Raw genomic sequence first — 17,326 nt, 5'->3', positions numbered from 1 at the left:
GAGCCCACGGACGTGGCGGACGCGGCCCGCACGATCGGCTCGGCCGCGTGATCTGGTACACCGTTCTCATCCTCGCCACCGGCGCCGAGCGGATCGCCGAACTCGTCGTCTCCGCGCGCAACGCCCGGTGGTCGTTCGCCCGCGGCGGCGTCGAGTACGGCCGGGCGCACTTCCCGCCGATGGTCGCCCTCCACACCGGCCTCCTGCTCGCCTGCCTTGCCGAGGTCTGGCTGCTCGACCGGCCGTTCCTGCCATGGCTCGGCTGGCCGATGCTCGTGCTCGTGCTGGCCAGCCAGGGGCTGCGCTGGTGGTGTATCGCGACGCTCGGCCCGCGCTGGAACACGCGCGTCATCGTCGTCCCCGGCCTCCCGCTGGTGGATCGCGGCCCGTACCGGTGGCTGCCGCACCCGAACTACGTCGCCGTCGTCGTGGAGGGGTTCGCCCTCCCGCTCGTGCACAGCGCGTGGATCACCGCCGTCGCATTCACTGTGCTGAACGCGACGCTGCTGCTGGGCTTCCGGATCCCGTGCGAGAACCGGGCGCTCGCCTCCCGCGCCGCCGCGTCCACGTCCTCCGCCCCCTCATGAGGACGGCCGAGCTCGTCGTGGTCGGCGGCGGCCCGATCGGCCTGGCGTGCGCCATCGAGGCGCGGCTCGCGGGGCTGGAGGTCGTCGTCGTGGAGCCGCGTGACGCTCCGATCGACAAGGCCTGCGGCGAAGGCCTCATGCCGGGCGCCCTCGCCGCCCTCCATCGCATCGGCGTCGACCCGCCCGGGCACCGGATCGACGGCGTCGCCTACCTGGACGGCACGCGACGCGTCGAGCACCGCTTCGCCGAGCGACCGGGACGCGGGGTGCGCCGCACGGTCCTCCACCGCGAACTGGCGCGCCGCGCAGCCGAGCTGGGGACGCCCATCGTCCGCGGGCGGGTGTCCGCGCTGACCCAGCGCCGGGACGGCGTGGAACTGGGCCTCGGCGGCGCGGAGACGATCGACGCGCCCTGGGTGATCGCCGCGGACGGCCTCCACTCCCCCGTCCGGCGGCTGCTCGGGCTGGACGGCCGTGCGCAGCAGTCCGCCCGCCGGCGCTACGGACTGCGCCGCCATTACGCGGTCGCGCCGTGGACCGACCTGGTCGAGGTGCACTGGTCTTCCCTGGTGGAGGCCTACGTGACGCCTGTGGACGACCGTACGGTCGGCGTCGCCGTGCTCGGCCCGCGCCCGCTCGATCAGGAGGCGGCGATCGCCACCATCCCGGAGCTCGCCGACCGCCTGGCCGGTGCGGAGCCCGTGACGGACGCGCGCGGCGCCGGACCCCTCCTGCAGCGCTCGCGCTCCCGGGCCTCGGGGCGCGTGCTCCTGGCGGGGGACGCCTCCGGATATGTCGACGCGCTCACCGGCGAGGGGATGCGTGTGGGGTTCGCGCAGGCGCGCGCCGCGGTCGCCGCCGTTCGGGCCGGGAACACGGAGCAGTACGAGCGCGCGTGGCGGACGACGACGCGGGACTTCCGGATGCTGACGACCGGGCTGGTGGTCGCCGCCCGGTCGCCGTTCCGCCCGCGGATCGTGCCGACCGCGACCGCACGGCCGCAGCTCTTCGGCGCGATCGTGGAGCGCCTGTCGCGCTGAGCCGAGCGTCCGCTCCTCCTCTGGCCCTACGCAGGTTCATCACGTAGTATGTTGCCGGTAGATGACACATGCGGTATTTTGCGAGGTGCGTTCGTGACTCTTCAAGACCTCTCCCCGGCCACCCCCGACGCCCAGTCGGATCCACCCCTCGCCCAAGAGCAACCGGCGGAGGCGCCCGACCGGGAGAATGCCGTCGCCGGGACCCTCACCACCGCCCGCAGGACGACGGTCACTTTCTACCTGACCGAGACGCTGCGCAACCGCGCTCGAGCCGCCTACCGCTCGACATCCTTCGAGGAGAAGGACAGCAGCTGGTCCGAGATGCTGAACAAGGCGCTGATCGCCGAGGTCGAACGGCGGGAGGCCGAGTACAACCGCGGGGAGATCTTCACCGCGAGCGAGGCGCCGCTGACGCCGGGGCGACCGATCGGGTATTGAAGGGTGATCTGACGAGGGTCGTTCGGGCAGGTCTGGAGGCGCGGAGGGTGATCCGACAGCGATCGTCGGAGGTATTCGCGGGGTGATCCGCGGACGTACTGGGCGAGTCGACTCGGTGATCCGAGGTGGGGAATCGGAGAGTTGTGAGTGAAGACCGGCGGCGGGAGTCGCCGGTCGCAGGATCCGGCGGTCCGGGGCCGTCGGATACCGGACCCGGCAGTCGAGGGGCTCGCGGGTACGGTCCGGCGGTTGAGGGGGGCGCCGGAAACGGAACCGGTGGGCGGGGGCCCGCCGGGCACCGGACCCGGCGGGTGGGGCCCCGCCGGGTCCGGGTCAACAAGGCGACCTCAGCCGGGGTCGGGGCGACGAGGTGGGAGCTCCGCAAGGGGCCCGGGTGAGAGCTTCGTCGGCGAAGGAGGCCGGAACGGTCCGCCGAACAAGGCAGCCACCCGCGCATGCCGTCCCGATGGCGCGGCGATGGGCCGGGCCGGTCCTGCGACCGACCCAGCCCCGTCGCGTTATTCGAGAGTGTCTGTCAGCGCGTGCGGTGGCGGCGCTCCTTGTTCGCCGCTCCGAAGAGGAGCACGGTCCCGAGCATCGCCAGCAGGGCGGCGATCGACCCGACGGTGAGCTCGTCCGAACCGGTCGACGCCAGCTTGGACGCGCCCGTCGCGGCGGATCCGAGTGCCGACGAGCCCTCCGCGGTCGAACCCAGGGCGCCCGCGGTCAGGACGCCCGCGGTCAGAACGGACGAAGTCAGCGCACTCGAGCCCAGCGCTGCGGAGGCCACCGCCCCCGGGTCGCTCACGGTCCCGGAAGCAGCTCCGCCCGCGGCGGTCCCGCCGCCTGCGACGCTGCCGCTGCCCTGATCGGTCCCCGTGGCGGGGGTGCCGGTAGAGCCGTCGGGCGTCGTCGCCGGGCCCGTGGTGGCGGTCCCGGTGACCGCGACGGCGTCCCCGCCCACGGTCACCGGGAGTGCGACGCCCACCGGCACCTGCGCGCCGCCGAGGACGCTGCCGTCGCCTGTCGTGACCGGCGTGGTGAGGGCGTCGGACGCGGCCGGAACGGTCACCGCACCGGCGCTGCTCGCGTTCCCGGTTACGCTCACCGAGTCACCGGCCACCGTCACTGGCACCGCCGCGCCCACCGGCACCTGAGCGCCGGACAGGAGACCGCCGGCGCCCGAGGTCGTGGCGCCGGTTCCCGCGGGAGCTGAGCCGGCCGGCGCTGCCGCCGACGGGCCCGTGGAGCTCGCGTCACCCAGCACTGCCACCGAATCACCGGAAGCGGTTACCGGAGCCGACGCGGACACGGGAACCTGAGCACCCGACAGGACACCATCCGTGCCCGAGGTCGTCGCACCCGAGGTCGCCGGAGTGGCTGCACCAGAACCCGACGCCGGAGCCGCCGCCGAAGACCCGCCGCTGCTCGCGTCACCCAGCACCGCAACCGAGTTCCCGGTCGCGGTCACTGGAACCGCCGCGGACACCGGCACCTGCGCGCCCGAGCCGACACCATCCGTGCCCGAGGTCGTCAAACCTGACGCGGACGGAGCGGACGCGGTCGACGCCGGAGCGGACGACCCGGTGCCGCTCGCATCACCCAGCACCGCAACCGAATTCCCGGTCGCGGTCACCGGAACCGCCGCGGACACCGGCGCCTGCGCACCCGAGCCGACACCGTCCGAACCCGAGGTGGTCGCCGGCGCGGGTGCCGGGGCGGGCGCGGGTGCCGGGGACGCCGGCGTCGCGCCGCTGTTCGCGTCGCCCGCCACGCTGGCGGCGTTGCCGGACACCGTGACCGGCACGGAGACGCTGACGAGCGCCTGGTCGCCGCCGGCGACGGACCCGACTCCACTGGTGGTAGCGGTCGGCGCCGGGGCGGCCGCTGCCGGGGCGGAGGACGTTCCCGAGGTGGTGGAGTCGCCGAGCACGGCGATCCCGTTCCCGGAGACGTCCACCGGGGCCGCGACGGCGACGGCTGCCTGATCGCCGGACGCGACCCCGCCTGTCCCGTTCGTGGTGGGAGATTCCGCGGCGTTCGCTGCCGCGGTGCCGGCGAGCCACAGCCCACCGACGCAGAGGGTGAACCACAACCCTCTGGAGACGTACTTGTTCATGCTTCAGCCTTTCGAGTGAGTGTCGAACTCCCGGTCGGGAGTTCGGGTTCCGGGGGTCCGCGCCGCGCGAGTGCGCAGAGCGGACGGAACCCACTCAGTCGGGGCTGATGTCGTGAGCGAAGACGGGGGAAGACGGGAGGTCGTCGTCCCCCGGGAGGCCTGCGCGGACGCTGAAGGCGCTCGTCAGCCGGGCCGTGCTCCCGCCCAGCGCGGCGACGCCAGACGCGCCACCGCCACCGGTTGCGCTGCCCGAACTCGCGCCGAGCGCACCCGAGGGCGACCCGGGCGACGGCAGGCCGGAGTCACCGCGGGCGGTCTCGCCGAGCAGTGCGGAGGCCGCGCCGGAGCTCGGCGCAGTGGCCGGCGTCGCGTACGAGGCGTGGAGTCGACGCGCGGCGCCCGCGGAAGCCGCAGGGTCCACCGGCGGCGCAGAGCCCGCGACGGTCGCGAGCGACGGGAGCGCCACTGCCGGGACGGCGGACTCCTCCCCGGCGGTCGCAGTGGTGGCGGGAGCGGCAAGCGGCTGGACGGTGTTCGCAACGGATCCGGCTACGCCCGCGAGAACACCGTCTGCAGCGGACGCGACCGGCGCGGTCAGCGCGCTTACCGGGTGGTTCGCGAGCGTGGACGTCACCGCGGAGGTCACCAGGGAGAGCGGCGCGGAGAGCGTGCCCACGAGCGGGAGGACGGTCGTCGAGATCAGCGGAGCGGAGGCCGCCGCGCCCGAGGGCGGGACAGCATGGGCAGGCGAGGTAGCCGCGGCTTCGCCTGTCGCAGCAGCGGGTGTGGAGGCTCCCGCTCCGGGCGTCGCGACGACGGGAGCAGCCTGCTCCACCGCCGTCGCCGCCACCCGATCGGCGGCCTGTGCGACCGGGGTCGCCACGGCCTCCACCGGTGCAGCCGCCGCGACATGCTGCACGACCTGCGCGACCGGGTGGACGACCTCAGCCGCCACAGCGCGGATGGGCGCGGGCGCAGCGGACGCCGCCGATCCGACGGTGTCGCCGGCGGTCTCCCCCACTCCCGAGGCCGCCGAGCCCACCGTCGCCACGACGCTGCCGAGCGGGTTCGGAGACGGGGGTTCAGCAGCGTTCGCGGAGCCGCCGCCGAACAGCAGGCCCAGCGCGACGATGCCGCCGCCGAGGACCAGGGAACCGATCAGAAACCGCGCGGGGGTGAGGGAGGAGCACCGCAGTGCGGGCACCTGCACCATACGATCACCCCCTGATCGTCGGCCTTCCGTTCGAGACAGTCGCGAGTGTACTCCCCTGTCTAGTAGACCGGAAGCGTCGGCCACGGGCGACAGCCGCGACCGCCACGACACCGAGGGCCGCAACGGTCATCGCGGCGCCGACCCACAGCGGGGACGCATAGCCGAGCCCGGCCGCGATGGTGAGGCCCCCCAGCCACGCGCCGAGCGCGTTGCCGACATTGAATGCGGCGATGTTCGCCCCGGAGGCCAGCGTCGGCGCAGCGTCGGCCGAGCGGAGGACGCGGAGCTGGAGGCCGGGGACCGTCGCGAAGCCGGCCGCGCCCATCAGCACCAGCGCCACGACGGCGGCGACCGGCTGGGCGGCGAGCAGCGCGAACGCGCCGAGGATCACGGCGAGCACAGCCAGCACGACGAGCAGTGTCCCGTCGATCGAGCGGTCGGCGAACCTCCCGCCGACCGTGTTCCCGGCGAACAGTCCGAGACCGAACACGATGAGCAACCAGGGCACCGCGGCCGCGGAGAATCCCGAGAGCTCGGTCAGGGTGAAGGCGATGTACGTGAACGCGCCGAACATTCCACCGAATCCGAGCACGGTCGCTGCGAGGGAGAGCCAGAGCTGGCCGGAGCGGAAGGCGCGCAGCTCGGTGCGCAAGCCGGACGAGCCCGACGAGCCCGGCGAGCCGGACGAGCCCGACGACGCAGCCGAGCCAGGCACCAGCACCGCCACCCCGACCAGCGCCACCACTCCCACCACCGTGATCGCCCAGAACGTCGACCTCCACCCGAACTGCTGCCCGAGCAGGGTCCCGAACGGCACGCCGAGGACGTTGGCGGCTGTCAGCCCGGTGAACATGATGGCGATCGCCCGCGCCTTCCGGCTCGGGTCGACCAAGCCGGCGGCGACGACCGAGCCGATGCCGAAGAAGGCGCCGTGGCAGAGCGCGGCGATGAGCCGGCCGGCGAGCATCGTCGGGTAGTCGGCGGCCAGGGCGGAGATCGCGTTGCCCACGATGAACAGCACCATCAGGCCCAGCAGCACTGTCTTGCGCGGGAGCCGGGTGGCGGCGGCGGTGAGGCCGATCGCACCGACGGCGACCGCGAGCGCGTAGCCGGAGATGAGCCAGCCCGCCGCGGCGGCGTCGACGTGGAAGTCGGCTGCCACCTCGGGCAGCAGTCCGGCGATGACGAATTCGGTGAGACCGATGCCGAAGCCGCCCAGCGCGAGGGCGATCAGGCCAGCGGGCATGAGAACTCCTGGAAAGTCGGGGACGGGAGAGACGAGCGCGTACACTAAGTACTTGCAGACGCGCCATAAATAGTTGCACATGCAATTACTTTGCGCAAGCACAGTCGGATCAGCACGACCCGCAGAGACCACGAGGAGACCGCACATGGGCATCGCCGACGACGCCGTCGAGGTGCGCGCGCAGGGCTGGCGCACCCTCGCCGCCCTCCACGACTTCATCGAGAACGAGCTGGAGAGGGCGCTCTCCCGCGGCGCCGGGCTCTCCGTCGTCGAGTACACCGTGCTGGACGCCCTCAGCCGCCAGGACGGCTGGCACATGCGCATGCAGCAGCTCGCCCGCGCCAGCGCGCTGAGCCCGTCCGCCGCCACCCGGCTCGTCAACCGCCTGGAGGAGCGCGACCTCCTGACCCGCATCGACTGCCTGGACGACCGCCGCGGCATCTACACCGAGCTCACCTCCGGCGGCCACGAGCTGCTCGACAGCGCGCGGCCGGTGCACGACGAGGCGCTGGAGGCTGCGCTCCGGGAGGCGCACCGCATCCCTGAGCTCGCGCCGCTGCTCGACGCACTGCCGCAGCTGGCGCTCGCCCGGAACTGACGCGCTCGCCCGGAGCTGACCAGCGCGGGCATACCGCGTAGCGGCGCGCTGTCAAGTCTGGCGGCCCCGCCGGGGCAGGGCGTATAACGGGGACCATGGCCGACGCGATCACGTCCTGGATCGACCGCTATCGCCGCGCCTGGGAGACGAACGACCCCGACGACATCCGGGCGCTCTTCACCGAGGACGCCAGCTACCGCACCGAACCGTTCGCCGAACCGTGGGACGGCCACCTCGAGATCGTGGAGGGCTGGCTCGACGCGCAGGACGACCCGGGCTCGGTCGACTTCGAGTGGCGGCTGCTCGGTCAGGACGGGTCGCAGTATTTCGTCGAGGGCGTCACGGACTACCACGACGGCCCCACCTATTCGAACCTGTGGGTCGTGGTGCTGGCCGACGACGGCCGCGCCGAGGAGTTCACCGAATGGTGGATGGAGCAGGGCGCCTGAGCCTCACCGCTCCGCCGCTCAGAGCAGCCCGCCCAGCCACAGCCCGAGCCCGGCCGCGGCGAGCGCGAGGATCAGCATCCCCGCACCGTTGAACAGGGCGGCCCGGTAACGGCGCTGCTGCGCCAGCCGGACGGTCTCGTAGCTCGCCGTGCTGAACGTCGTGTACCCGCCGAGGAAGCCTGTGCCCAGGATCGCCCTCCACTCGGGCGGGAGGCCGTGGACGAGCGCCAGCCCGGTCACCAGGCCGAGCAGGAACGACCCGGTCACATTGATGACCGTCGTCCCGAACGGATAGTTGATCCGGAACCGGCTGCGCAGCACCCCGTCGAGGACGAGCCGCGCGACCGCCCCGAGCCCTCCCGCGCCCGCGACGGCGAGCACCAGCAGCGGCGTCACCGGGCCGCCCCCGCCCGGCGCGCCCGGCGCTTTCCGAGCGCCGCCGCCGCGGCGATCCCCGCCACCGACGCCAGCGCGCCGATCACGATCGTCGCCACCGCGTACCCGACTCCGCCCCCGGAGTTGTGTGCGGCGAAGAGGCCGTCCGTGTCCACCGCGAACGAGCTGTAGGTCGTGTACCCGCCCAGGATGCCGGTGCCGGCGAAGAGCCGCAGGTCGCGGCGGCCCCCGGCGTCCGGCCCGCGGAGGGCCAGCGCCTCCAGCAGCCAGCCGAGCACGAACGCGCCGGTCACGTTGATGACGAGGGTGATGAGCGGGACGCCGGCCACGGTCGGCACGGCCGCCGACAACAGGTAGCGCACCGTGGTGCCGATCGCGCCGCCGGCGAAGACGAGCAGGACGGAGCGCCAGTGCAGGTGCACGGGCAACGGGGTTCTCGCAGACACGGCGGCAGCCACCCTTCGGAATGAAGCGCAGGAACTATCAGCGACCGTCGCGGTTCGGGCATCCCGGCCCCGGCGAGCTCCATCGCCGCTGGACCACTATACCGGCGGGTCCTCCCAGGGCAGCGCCTGCGATCCGCTGACCGGCGCCAGCGGCACCACGATCACGGGCCTGTGCTGCCGGTGCGCCAGGTGCACGGCGACCGAGCCGTTGAAGAACTCGCGGAGGCTGCCGCGCAGCCCCGCCTCGCGTGTCCCCACCACGATGTACCGCGCGTCGATCTCGTCGGCGAGCCGGGCGAGCGCCCAGGCCGGGTCGCCGGCGAGCTGTCTGAGAGAGTACGGGACGCCGCGGCCGTTCAGCGCGGCCCGGATGTCCGCCTCCAGCTCGGCGTCGAAGGTCTCGTCCTCCACCTCCGGGAGGTCGGGGTCGTACGGCAGCGCGACCACGGTGCCGTCCACGTAGCTCGAGACGAGATACCGGTTGGGGTCGACGTTGGCGCAGACGAGCGGGACGTCCAGGTCGTCGGCGAGCCGGGCGGCCTGGTCGAGAACCGCCGTCGGCTGGCCGGGGACCACGGCCACGAGGACGCCTCCCGGTCGGACCCCCGCCGATGCGCCGCCGCCCGCCCCATTGCCGCCGATGCCGCTCATGCGACTAGTGTGCACCATCGGCGTGGGCCACGCGGAGAGGGCACTCCCTTGGCTCGTCCCGCGCCGTGGGGTACGTTCGGACGCGAACCCAGGGAGGCCACGCATGACCGAGAACAAGGCCGCGCTCCCCCGCGAGCGCCGCCGGACCACCCGCGGACTGCGGCCGTTGCCGGAGCTGACGCGCGACGCGACAGCCCAGCTCAAGCGGCTGCTCAGCGCCGAGCTGGCCCTGTTCAAGGCCGAGATGACCGCGAAGGCGAAGGCCGCGGGCGTCGGCGTCGGCCTTCTCGTCGGTGCACTGGTCTTCGTGTTCTTCGCGCTCGGCGTGCTCGTCGCGGCCGCCGTGTTCGGGTTCGCGCTCATCGTCCCGGGCTGGCTTGCGGCGCTCATAGTCGCCGGCATCCTGATCGTGCTGGCGATCATCCTCGCCCTCATCGGGCGGGCCATGCTGAAGCGCGGGGTGCCGCCGGTCCCGGAGGACCTGGGGCCGGAGCTGAAGGCCGACGCGCAGGCGCTGAAGGGGGAGCAGCCGTGACCGGCAAAGGGATGAACACGCTGAAGCTCGAGCTGGAGGAGACGCGCGAACAGCTCGCGAGCACCCTCGACGACATCTTCGCCACGTTCAACGTGCGCGTCCAGATCCGGTCGCACCCCATCGTCGCCGCCTCGGTCTTCCTGGCGGTGCTTGGTGGTGTGGCCGCCCTCGTAGCGCGAGGGATCGCGCGTGACCGCTGAGGCCCCGCGGCCCAGCCTGCCGTGGGGTTACATCCTCAAGCGCACGCTGCGCAGCTTCGGCCGGGCCTCGTGCACCGACCTCGCGGCGGGGCTCACCTACTTCGGCGTGCTGTCGCTCTTCCCGGCGATGATCGCGCTCGTCAGCGTCCTCGGGCTTGTCGGGCAGAGCTCGGCGGGGATCCACGCGCTGTTCGGGATGGTGGACCAGCTCGCGCCCGGGATGCTCACGACCGTCCAGGGGCCGATCGAGGCGCTCGCGAAGTCCCCCGCCACCGGCGTCGCGCTCGTGGTCGGCATCGTCGGCGCCGTCTGGTCGGCGTCCGGGTACGTCGGCGGCTTCGGGCGCGCGCTCAACCGGGTGTACGGCGTGCGGGAGGGCCGCTCGGCGTTCGCGCTGCGGCCCGTCCAGCTCGGGGTGACCATCGCCTCGCTCGTGCTCGTCGCGATCGTGGCGGTGCTCCTCGTGATCTCCGGGCCGATTCTCGAGACCCTCGGCAACCTCCTCGGCGTCGGGGACGCCGCGAAGACGGCGTGGTCGATCCTGCGCTGGCCGGTCGTCGTGTTCGCCCTCGTGGTGCTGGTCGCCCTGCTGTACTCGGCGACCCCCAACGTGCGGCAGCCGCGGTTCCGCTGGCTGACCCCGGGCGCCGTGGTGGCGATCATCCTGCTCGGCGTCGCCTCCGCCCTGTTCGCGTTCTACGTGGCGAACTTCGGGCACTACGACAAGACCTACGGGACGCTCGCCGGGATCATCGTGTTCCTGCTGTGGATCTGGATCGCCAACGTCGTGCTGCTGCTCGGGGCCGTGTTCGACGCTGAGATCACCCGCGTGCGGCGGTTCCTGGCGGGGGCCGATGTCGGCGAGGGTGTGGGACTGCCGCTGAAGTCGGACAAGATGATCGCGAAGGCCGAGGATGCCGACGCGGCGGACGTGCTGGCCATGCGGGCGATGCGGCGCCGGCAGCGCTGACGGCCCGCTGCCGGACGCTGTCGATTCCGCGCTGCGCCGTTCGACGTCCCGGTGAGAGCAGAGAGGAACACTCATGACCCAGTTCGCCATCTTCATCTACGGCAACGGCGTCGCCGGGACACCCGAGGAGCTCGCCGAGCACGACCGGCACTCGGAGGACTTGACCCGCGACGGCTCGCTGACCGCCGCCTTCGCACTCGCGCCGTTCACAGAGGCGACCTCCGTCCGCGGCGACGGCGTCACCGACGGGCCGTACACCGAGAGCAAGGAGATCATCGCGGGCATCGGCATCGTGGAGGCCGCCGACCGGGCGGCCGCCCTCGCCATCGCCCGCCGCAACCCGGCCACCTGGCAGGGCGGCGGCGTGGAGGTCCGCGAGGTGGTGGGGTCATTCATTCGGACGGTGGAGCTGGGGGCAGCGCGCAGCGATGCCGCGACCCCAGTCCCGAGGGAGCCTGCGACCGAGGTTCAATAGGGCTGCGATACCCTCCTGCCATGAGCGGTGAGGGATCCACGGACCACGACGCACGACCCGGCCACGACCTCCCGGACAGCAGAGGACGCACTGGCCTTCACCGCACCGGGCGGGATCAGGGCGGCAACCCTGACGTCCGCGTCACGGATGTGGAGGTCGTCTCCGACGGCTGGCATGTCCTCCGCCGGACCACGTTCGACTACCGCGGCCGCGACGGGTCCTGGGCCACCCAGTCCCGCGAGACCTACGACCGCGGAAACGGCGCGACGGTGCTGCTGTTCGACCCGTCGGCCCGCACGCTGCTGCTCACGCGGCAGTTCCGCTTCCCGGCGTACGTGAACGGCCACCGCGACGGGATGCTGGTGGAGGCCGCAGCCGGCCTGCTCGACGGGGACGCCCCGGAGGAGGCGATCCGCCGGGAGGCCGCCGAAGAGCTGGGCGTGCGGGTGGGCGACCTCCGGCACCTGTTCGACCTGTTCATGAGCCCGGGCTCGGTCACCGAGCGCGTGCACTTCTACGCGGCCGAGTACCGGCCGGGCGAGGTCGTCGGCGGGGGCGGCGTCGCGGAGGAGGGCGAGGAGATCGAGCCGGTGGTCGTGGCGTACGACGACGCCCTGGCGATGGTGGCGGACGGGCGGATCGTGGACGGGAAGACGGTCATCCTGCTGCAGTGGGCGGCGCTGAACCTGTTCTGAGGGCCTCGCTGCGGCCTCAGCGCACCAGGAACCGCTCCATCAACAGGCTCACCCCGATGAGCACCATCATCGCCCCCGCCAGCTTCCCCACCATCGCGAGCGCGCGCGGCCGGGACCGCAGCAGCCGGCGGGCGAGCAGCGCGACGCCCGTGTAGATCACCGCGATGTCCGCCAGGTGGATCGCGCCGAGGACGAGCATCTGGGCGGCCGCCGGCATCCCGGCCGGCGACGTGAACTGGGGCAGCAGCGCAAGCAGCAGCAGGAGGCCCTTGGGGTTGATCCCGGACACGCCCGCCCCGCGGAGGAACTGGGAGGCCGCGCTCCCGGCGATCGGCTCGCCGTGCGGCCCGACCGGCTCGGCGCGCTTCACGAGAGCGGTGATCCCGAGCCAGATCAGGTAGGCGCCGCCGCCCACTGTGAGCACCGTGAGCACGACCGGGAACTGCGTGACGAGTGTCCCGACGCCGAGCGCGACGGCCGCGATCACCAGCGCGTACGCGGTGAGCATCCCGAGGATCGACGGCGCGGCGGACTTCGCGCGCACCCCGGCGCCCATGATGTACGCCCAGTCCGCGCCGGGCGTCAGCGCGAGCAGGACGGCGATCGCCCAGAACTGCGCGACCAGTGCGGGATTCATGTCAGAGAAGCTATGGCAATACCCGCGAAAGGTGCTTCGATATCTGCGGCGGAATCGCCGATTCGGCGGGAGAATAGTTCACATGGACAGCCTTGACCGGGAGATTCTTTCAACCCTTCAGCAGGACGGCCGGATCAGCGTGACGGAACTCGCCTCCCGGGTGGGGCTCAGCCTGTCCGCGTGCCACCGCCGGGTGCGTGAGCTGGAGCAGTCCGGCATCATCGAGCACTATCGCGCGGTGGTGTCGCCTGCCGCGGTCGGGCTGACCTTCGAGGCGATCGTGTTCGTGACGGTCAGCCGCACCGACCCGGACACGGTCGGTGCGTTCGAGGAGGCCGTGGTCGCCATCCCGAACGTGATCGAGGCGGAACGCCTCTTCGGCGACCCGGACTACATACTGCGCATCCTGACACCGAGCCTGGCGGCCTACCAGGAACTCTACGACGGGGAGCTCGGCGGCCTGCCGGGGATCCAGCGGATGACGTCGACGCTGGTGATGAAGCGGCTGGGATCGGGGGCGGCGGTGCCGTTGGGGTAAGCCCGGCTCACCCGTACTTGAGCGTCGCCCCCGACGACTTCAGGAAGTCGATGTGCAGGTGGTTGCAGGTGTCATCGAACGGCGCGAAGTTCTGCACGCTGATCGAGCTGCGGCACTCCGACTGGCCCAGGCCGGAGCCCTTCGGGACCAGCGGGTCGAGGAGGCGGATGAGCTGGAGGGACTTGGCGTCGCCGCCGGTCAGGGCCGAGCCGTTGAGGAGGTAGAAGTCGACCGCGTGTCCGCCGCCGTCCGCGTAGTGGGCGGAGTCGGTGCCCGCGCCCTCGATCTGGCCGGTGCACTTGCGGTTGATGTCGCTGATGCCCACCTGGCTGAAGTTGTCCAACGCGACCGAGATCGCCTGCAGCACGCGATAGTCGACGCCGCAGTTCGGGACCACCTTGCCCTCGGCGAGGTTGGCGATCTCCGGGATGTGGTTCGGCGTGGAGCCGACCAGGCGGCCCGCGGCGACCGCGCCCATGAGCTGGACGGCCAGGGCCTGCACGGTGGGCGACACCGCGCTGTTGGTGGTGGAGTCCAGGGCCTGCGGGCTCTCGGCGATGCCCAGCCCGTCGCGGGAGACGACCTGCGCGGAGGCGTTGCCGCCGGTCAGCGTCTGCACGGCGAGGGCGGTGCGCGCGGCGCCGGCGACGGAGGCCTCGCCGGTCGTCGCGTAGGCCGGGAGCGAGGCCGTGCCGAAGAACGCGGTCAGCGCGACGAGTACGAACAGGTGGAAGCCGCGGCGGTGGCGGCCCTCGATGTGGAGCTTGCGGTAGATGCCACGGCGCGGGTGGCGGGAGTTCGCCGGGTCGGCGAGGGACGGCCCGCCGGCGACCTGCGCGGCGGGGACGGCCGACTGGTGCGCGGCGGCGCGCCGCTCGGCGCGGGACGCACGGGTCGGCTTGACCACGACGCGTTCGCGGACGACGCGCTTCTTCTTCCGCGGTGCGGAGTGCTGCTCGTCGGCACGGCGGCGGGTGGCCGGGCTCTCGGCGACAGGGCTCTCGGCCGCCGGGGTCTCGGCCACGCCAGCGAAGAGCGACGCGATGCCGTCCGCCGCAGCGGGCTGCGACGCGACGGCGGGAGCGGCGGCCCGCGGCTGCGGGGCGGCCTGCTTCCGGCGCGCCTGGGCCCGCTCGGCCTCCAGAGCGGCTCGGCGACTCAAGGGCGCCGGAGCGGCGGGCGCGGCCGGGACGACCGGCGCGGGCGGGGCCAGCGACTCGGCGCGCGTGAAGTCGGTGATCGGGTCCGCGACCGCCAGAGTCTGCTCGTCCACGTCGAGTACGACGGGTCCCTGAGTACCGCGGCGAGGCCGCAGAGGGGCAGAGGTCTCGGGCAAACTGGCCTTCCTGGGACGAACCGGGGACGAACTTCACCTGCCTGGGACCGTCGGTCCGAGCGTCGCGGGGGGACGACGCGTTCAGGCGTACCGATCATTCTTATCAAATTTCCGCTGGACGTTCTATCAATGCGGACGAATAGATCGCACGAATCGGAGCGAACGGCCTGCGACGAGACGAATCGACGGATGAAGAAGAACCCAGGAGAATCACGCGGAAGCCGGGGGCGGGGTGCATCCCGCGCGTTCGGGTCGCGCGGAAACACCCCGGCCCTGACGAAGACGGATGCGGGTTCCGATCACCCCGAAGGTAACCCTGCGAGTCCCCTCAGACGCCGCCGGGTACGGCTGCTACGACCGGCGCCCGGTCCGTGCCGGGCCTGCTATGGAACGGTCACCGCGAGTTCGACGCGACCGGCGGACTCCCGGAGCGCGACCTGGCCGCGTTCGGCGAGCTGACGCAGTCCGATGCCGGGCGCCGCGGTGGACAGCGCTCCCCCGGAGACGACGACGACCGAGACTCCGCCGTCGGGCGCGGGGAGCACCTCCAGCGTCACTTCCGACCCGTCGCCGTGCCGCACCGCATTGGCGAGGCCCTCCGAGATCGTGTCGATCACGCTCTCCGCTCGCGCTGCCTCGCGCAGTCGCTCCCAGACGCCGTCGCCGAACGACGCCCGCAGCGGGATGGCAGAGCCCCAGCTCTCCACCAGCGCCGCGATCCGGTCGGCGGCGACGGGATCGCGGCGGTCCACGCTCAGCTCGGCTCGGATGCGCGCGACCACCTCGCGCACACCCTCGGAGGCGTCCTCCCCCGGCCCCGCTCCCAGGGAGAGCGCGGCCGCGATCAGCTCCGACTGCACCTCGGAGTGGAGGAGACGCGCGAGCCCCTCGCGCTCGCGGTCGAGCGCGGCGCGGCCGTCGGCGGCCTCCATCACGTTGGCCTGCACGGCGGCTTCGAGAGCGGCCTGGTCGCGTCGCATCCGCGCCGACAGCGACGCGACCAGCGCGGCGCCGAAGGCGATCGCCGGATAGGTGATCGCCTCGACCCAGACCAGGTCGGGGTGGCCGCCGAGCGCCTCCACCACGAGCTTCGTCGTCAGGCTCAGGAGCAGACCGATGGTCGCGTAGCCGATGAGGAGCACGGCCGCACGCAGGATGGCCGGCGCCCTCCCGACGATCCAGCCGACAGCGAGATTCCCGGCCCAGACGAGGCCGAAGCCGCACGCGATCGGCGTCAGGCAGAACAGGAGGCCGTACTGCGCGATCCCGAACGGAGTCATCAGCCCGACGAACAGGACGGCCAAGGGGAGGGCGGGCGCCGCCCTCATCTCGAGCAGGACGGACGCGATCCAGACGCGCACGCGCACCGGCCCGTCGTTCACCGTCTCCTCGGCCTGCGCGACGGGGTCGGAGTAGAGCAGGTGGCTCGCCGGACGCACGACCTCCTGAGCCAGGCCGCGGAGCAGCAGCGCGGCATCGGCGGGCCGGATACCGTGCGCGGCGGCCGCGGCTGCGGCGTCGTCGAGCCGCGCGAGGACCGTCTCGAGCGCCGAGCGCCGGAGCTCCGCGACCCCTGCGCTCGTACGCTCGGCGTCGCGTGCGGCTGCCCGCTGAGCGGCTCGGAGCCGCCGGTAGACCCCGATGTGGGCGCGTACCAGATCGACCGCCGCGGCGATCAAGGAGAGCGTCGTGACCGTCGTGACGACGTTGATGAAGATCCTGCCGGCCAGGTCGCCCGCCACCACCGGGATCCCCAGCGCCCACCCGGCCGCGAGGAACAGCAGGGGCCGCAGCAGCCCGATGATCGCGAACACGAGGAAGACGACGGGGACCCGCATCCGTTGCGGCGTCACGCGCAGCACCGCCCACCCGGCGAGCATCGTCGCGCCGACCGCGGCGTGCTCCAGCGCAGCGACCGCGGCGATCGCCCAAGGGCCGCCGGAGATGTACTGGAGCCCGGACATCACGGTGACCGCGAACGGGAGGGTCACCAGCCAAGACCACCATGAGAGCGCCGACGGTCCTGTCGCACGGTCGACCGCGCGGCGCATCCACGGAACGGGCGTGGTCGTCACAACCCGGAGCCCGGATCGCCGAACGTCGCCGTGTACAGGGTCGCGGCCGCCACCCGCGGGGCGATCCCGTCGTCCGCTGCGAGCCCGAGCGCCTGGAAGACGCGTTCGACGCTCTTCTCGACCGCCCGCACCGAGACGCCGCGCCGGCGGGCGATCTCCGCGTTCGTGAGCCCCGCGGCGAGCAGCCGGGTGGTCTCGCGCTGGGCCGGGCTCAGCCGGAGCAGGGCGCCCTGCGAGCCCGTCGCCCCGGTCAGATACTCGACGGGCCGGTCGGCCAGGACGGCCTCCGCCGCGTCGACCAGCTCGGCGACGGAACCGATCGCGCTCTTGTTGACGAACGAGGCCCCCTGGACGGTGTCGCGGGCCTCGGCCGCTGCGGCCTCCCGCGACAGGTTGCTGAGGAACATCACGGCGACGTGCGGGGCGCGCTCGCGGATGATCGTCGCCAGCTCCACGCCGTTGGGCCGGGCGCCGAGGTCGATGTCGGTCACGAGCAGGTCGGGGTCGGCGTCGTCCACGAGCCGCAGCGCGTCCACCGCGGACGGGGCCGCGGTGGTCTCGAACCCGCGCTGCGCGAAGGCGTCCGCCACGAGCGAGCGCATCAGGGCGTGGTCCTCGACCACCAGTACCCGCCTGCGCCACATACCGACCGCCACGTTGGAAAGGATAACCGGGAGGATGG

The 17,326-nt window shown here is 72.8% G+C and carries 22 protein-coding genes and 1 riboswitch; of the genes, 12 read left to right on the top strand and 10 right to left on the bottom strand.

Going from position 1 to position 17,326, the window contains the following annotated elements:
* Positions 1–47: 47 nt before the first annotated feature.
* The 3 genes from AC1ROW_RS16275 to AC1ROW_RS16265 all read left to right on the top strand — a co-directional run bounded on the left by AC1ROW_RS16275 (position 48) and on the right by AC1ROW_RS16265 (position 2,065).
* Positions 48–587, top strand: coding sequence for an isoprenylcysteine carboxyl methyltransferase family protein (locus AC1ROW_RS16275; protein WP_493019937.1), 540 nt, complete (start codon positions 48–50; stop codon positions 585–587).
* A complete protein-coding gene (locus AC1ROW_RS16270) occupies positions 584–1,627 on the top strand; it encodes an NAD(P)/FAD-dependent oxidoreductase (protein WP_493019936.1) in 1,044 nt (347 codons plus the stop codon). Before AC1ROW_RS16275 ends, AC1ROW_RS16270 begins: the two co-directional genes overlap by 4 nt.
* A gap of 93 nt (positions 1,628–1,720) precedes the next feature.
* Positions 1,721–2,065, top strand: coding sequence for a ParB family protein (locus tag AC1ROW_RS16265; protein WP_493019935.1), 345 nt, complete (start codon positions 1,721–1,723; stop codon positions 2,063–2,065).
* A gap of 535 nt (positions 2,066–2,600) precedes the next feature.
* Here AC1ROW_RS16265 and AC1ROW_RS16260 read toward each other — a convergent pair.
* Positions 2,601–3,338: a hypothetical protein gene (locus AC1ROW_RS16260; RefSeq protein ID WP_493019934.1), complete on the bottom strand. Its 738-nt coding sequence runs from the start codon at positions 3,336–3,338 to the stop codon at positions 2,601–2,603.
* Positions 3,339–3,408: 70 nt separating this feature from the next.
* Here AC1ROW_RS16260 and AC1ROW_RS16255 point away from each other — a divergent pair, with 70 nt between their 5' ends.
* Positions 3,409–4,053: a hypothetical protein gene (locus AC1ROW_RS16255; RefSeq protein ID WP_493019933.1), complete on the top strand. Its 645-nt coding sequence runs from the start codon at positions 3,409–3,411 to the stop codon at positions 4,051–4,053.
* Positions 4,054–4,278: 225 nt separating this feature from the next.
* On the opposite strand, the gene AC1ROW_RS16250 is transcribed toward AC1ROW_RS16255, so the two are convergent.
* Together AC1ROW_RS16250 and AC1ROW_RS16245 are read right to left on the bottom strand one after the other, a co-directional pair.
* On the bottom strand, positions 4,279–5,388 hold the full coding sequence (locus tag AC1ROW_RS16250) for a hypothetical protein (RefSeq protein ID WP_493019932.1): 1,110 nt from the start codon (positions 5,386–5,388) through the stop codon (positions 4,279–4,281).
* A gap of 13 nt (positions 5,389–5,401) precedes the next feature.
* Positions 5,402–6,643 carry an MFS transporter gene (locus AC1ROW_RS16245; protein ID WP_493019931.1) on the bottom strand — a complete coding sequence of 414 codons (1,242 nt, stop codon included), beginning with the start codon at positions 6,641–6,643 and terminating at the stop codon, positions 5,402–5,404.
* 145 nt (positions 6,644–6,788) lie between these two features.
* Here AC1ROW_RS16245 and AC1ROW_RS16240 point away from each other — a divergent pair, with 145 nt between their 5' ends.
* Both AC1ROW_RS16240 and AC1ROW_RS16235 read left to right on the top strand, forming a co-directional pair.
* A complete protein-coding gene (locus AC1ROW_RS16240; RefSeq protein WP_493019930.1) occupies positions 6,789–7,241 on the top strand; it encodes a MarR family winged helix-turn-helix transcriptional regulator in 453 nt (150 codons plus the stop codon).
* 95 nt (positions 7,242–7,336) lie between these two features.
* Entirely contained in the window at positions 7,337–7,690 is a 354-nt protein-coding gene (locus AC1ROW_RS16235; protein ID WP_493019929.1) for a nuclear transport factor 2 family protein, read from the top strand.
* 18 nt (positions 7,691–7,708) lie between these two features.
* On the opposite strand, the gene crcB is transcribed toward AC1ROW_RS16235, so the two are convergent.
* The 3 genes from crcB to AC1ROW_RS16220 form a co-directional block, all read right to left on the bottom strand.
* Complete coding sequence (gene crcB, locus AC1ROW_RS16230; protein WP_493019928.1) at positions 7,709–8,086, bottom strand: fluoride efflux transporter CrcB; 378 nt, start codon at positions 8,084–8,086, stop codon at positions 7,709–7,711.
* Entirely contained in the window at positions 8,083–8,532 is a 450-nt protein-coding gene (locus tag AC1ROW_RS16225) for a fluoride efflux transporter FluC (protein WP_493019927.1), read from the bottom strand. The genes crcB and AC1ROW_RS16225 overlap by 4 nt, the downstream gene beginning before the upstream one ends.
* Positions 8,533–8,553: 21 nt before the next feature.
* Positions 8,554–8,628, bottom strand: a riboswitch (Fluoride riboswitch).
* On the bottom strand, positions 8,629–9,183 hold the full coding sequence (locus tag AC1ROW_RS16220; protein WP_493019926.1) for a universal stress protein: 555 nt from the start codon (positions 9,181–9,183) through the stop codon (positions 8,629–8,631).
* Positions 9,184–9,286: 103 nt separating this feature from the next.
* Between AC1ROW_RS16220 and AC1ROW_RS16215 the strand changes: the two genes are divergently transcribed.
* From AC1ROW_RS16215 to AC1ROW_RS16195, 5 genes are all read left to right on the top strand, one after another.
* Positions 9,287–9,718: a phage holin family protein gene (locus tag AC1ROW_RS16215; RefSeq protein WP_493019925.1), complete on the top strand. Its 432-nt coding sequence runs from the start codon at positions 9,287–9,289 to the stop codon at positions 9,716–9,718.
* Positions 9,715–9,918 carry a hypothetical protein gene (locus AC1ROW_RS16210; protein ID WP_493019924.1) on the top strand — a complete coding sequence of 68 codons (204 nt, stop codon included), beginning with the start codon at positions 9,715–9,717 and terminating at the stop codon, positions 9,916–9,918. Before AC1ROW_RS16215 ends, AC1ROW_RS16210 begins: the two co-directional genes overlap by 4 nt.
* A complete protein-coding gene (locus tag AC1ROW_RS16205) occupies positions 9,908–10,888 on the top strand; it encodes a YihY/virulence factor BrkB family protein (RefSeq protein WP_493019923.1) in 981 nt (326 codons plus the stop codon). The genes AC1ROW_RS16210 and AC1ROW_RS16205 overlap by 11 nt, the downstream gene beginning before the upstream one ends.
* A 73-nt stretch (positions 10,889–10,961) precedes the next feature.
* On the top strand, positions 10,962–11,363 hold the full coding sequence (locus AC1ROW_RS16200) for a YciI family protein (RefSeq protein ID WP_493019922.1): 402 nt from the start codon (positions 10,962–10,964) through the stop codon (positions 11,361–11,363).
* Between the two features lie 20 nt (positions 11,364–11,383).
* Positions 11,384–12,058 (top strand): NUDIX domain-containing protein, encoded by a 675-nt coding sequence (locus AC1ROW_RS16195; protein WP_493019921.1) that lies wholly within the window; start codon positions 11,384–11,386, stop codon positions 12,056–12,058.
* Positions 12,059–12,074: 16 nt separating this feature from the next.
* Here AC1ROW_RS16195 and AC1ROW_RS16190 read toward each other — a convergent pair whose 3' ends face one another.
* On the bottom strand, positions 12,075–12,695 hold the full coding sequence (locus AC1ROW_RS16190; RefSeq protein WP_493019920.1) for a LysE family translocator: 621 nt from the start codon (positions 12,693–12,695) through the stop codon (positions 12,075–12,077).
* Positions 12,696–12,777: 82 nt separating this feature from the next.
* On the opposite strand from AC1ROW_RS16190, the gene AC1ROW_RS16185 reads away from it, so the two are divergent.
* Positions 12,778–13,233, top strand: a complete 456-nt coding sequence (locus AC1ROW_RS16185; RefSeq protein WP_493019919.1) for an Lrp/AsnC family transcriptional regulator — start codon at positions 12,778–12,780, stop codon at positions 13,231–13,233.
* Positions 13,234–13,240: 7 nt separating this feature from the next.
* On the opposite strand, the gene AC1ROW_RS16180 is transcribed toward AC1ROW_RS16185, so the two are convergent.
* The 3 genes from AC1ROW_RS16180 to AC1ROW_RS16170 all read right to left on the bottom strand — a co-directional run bounded on the left by AC1ROW_RS16180 (position 13,241) and on the right by AC1ROW_RS16170 (position 17,300).
* Positions 13,241–14,506, bottom strand: a complete 1,266-nt coding sequence (locus tag AC1ROW_RS16180) for a hypothetical protein (protein WP_493019918.1) — start codon at positions 14,504–14,506, stop codon at positions 13,241–13,243.
* Between the two features lie 446 nt (positions 14,507–14,952).
* The gene (locus AC1ROW_RS16175; RefSeq protein ID WP_493019917.1) at positions 14,953–16,560 is read right to left on the bottom strand and encodes a sensor histidine kinase; all 1,608 of its coding nucleotides are present in this window, start codon (positions 16,558–16,560) and stop codon (positions 14,953–14,955) included.
* Positions 16,561–16,640: 80 nt separating this feature from the next.
* The gene (locus AC1ROW_RS16170) at positions 16,641–17,300 is read right to left on the bottom strand and encodes a response regulator (RefSeq protein WP_493019916.1); all 660 of its coding nucleotides are present in this window, start codon (positions 17,298–17,300) and stop codon (positions 16,641–16,643) included.
* Between the last annotated feature and the right edge of the window lie 26 nt (positions 17,301–17,326).

This window comes from Leifsonia sp. GW821-FHT13C09, assembly GCF_058806435.1.
Note: the sequence above shows the minus strand (reverse complement) of the source record. Positions and strands in the feature narration are given on the sequence as shown.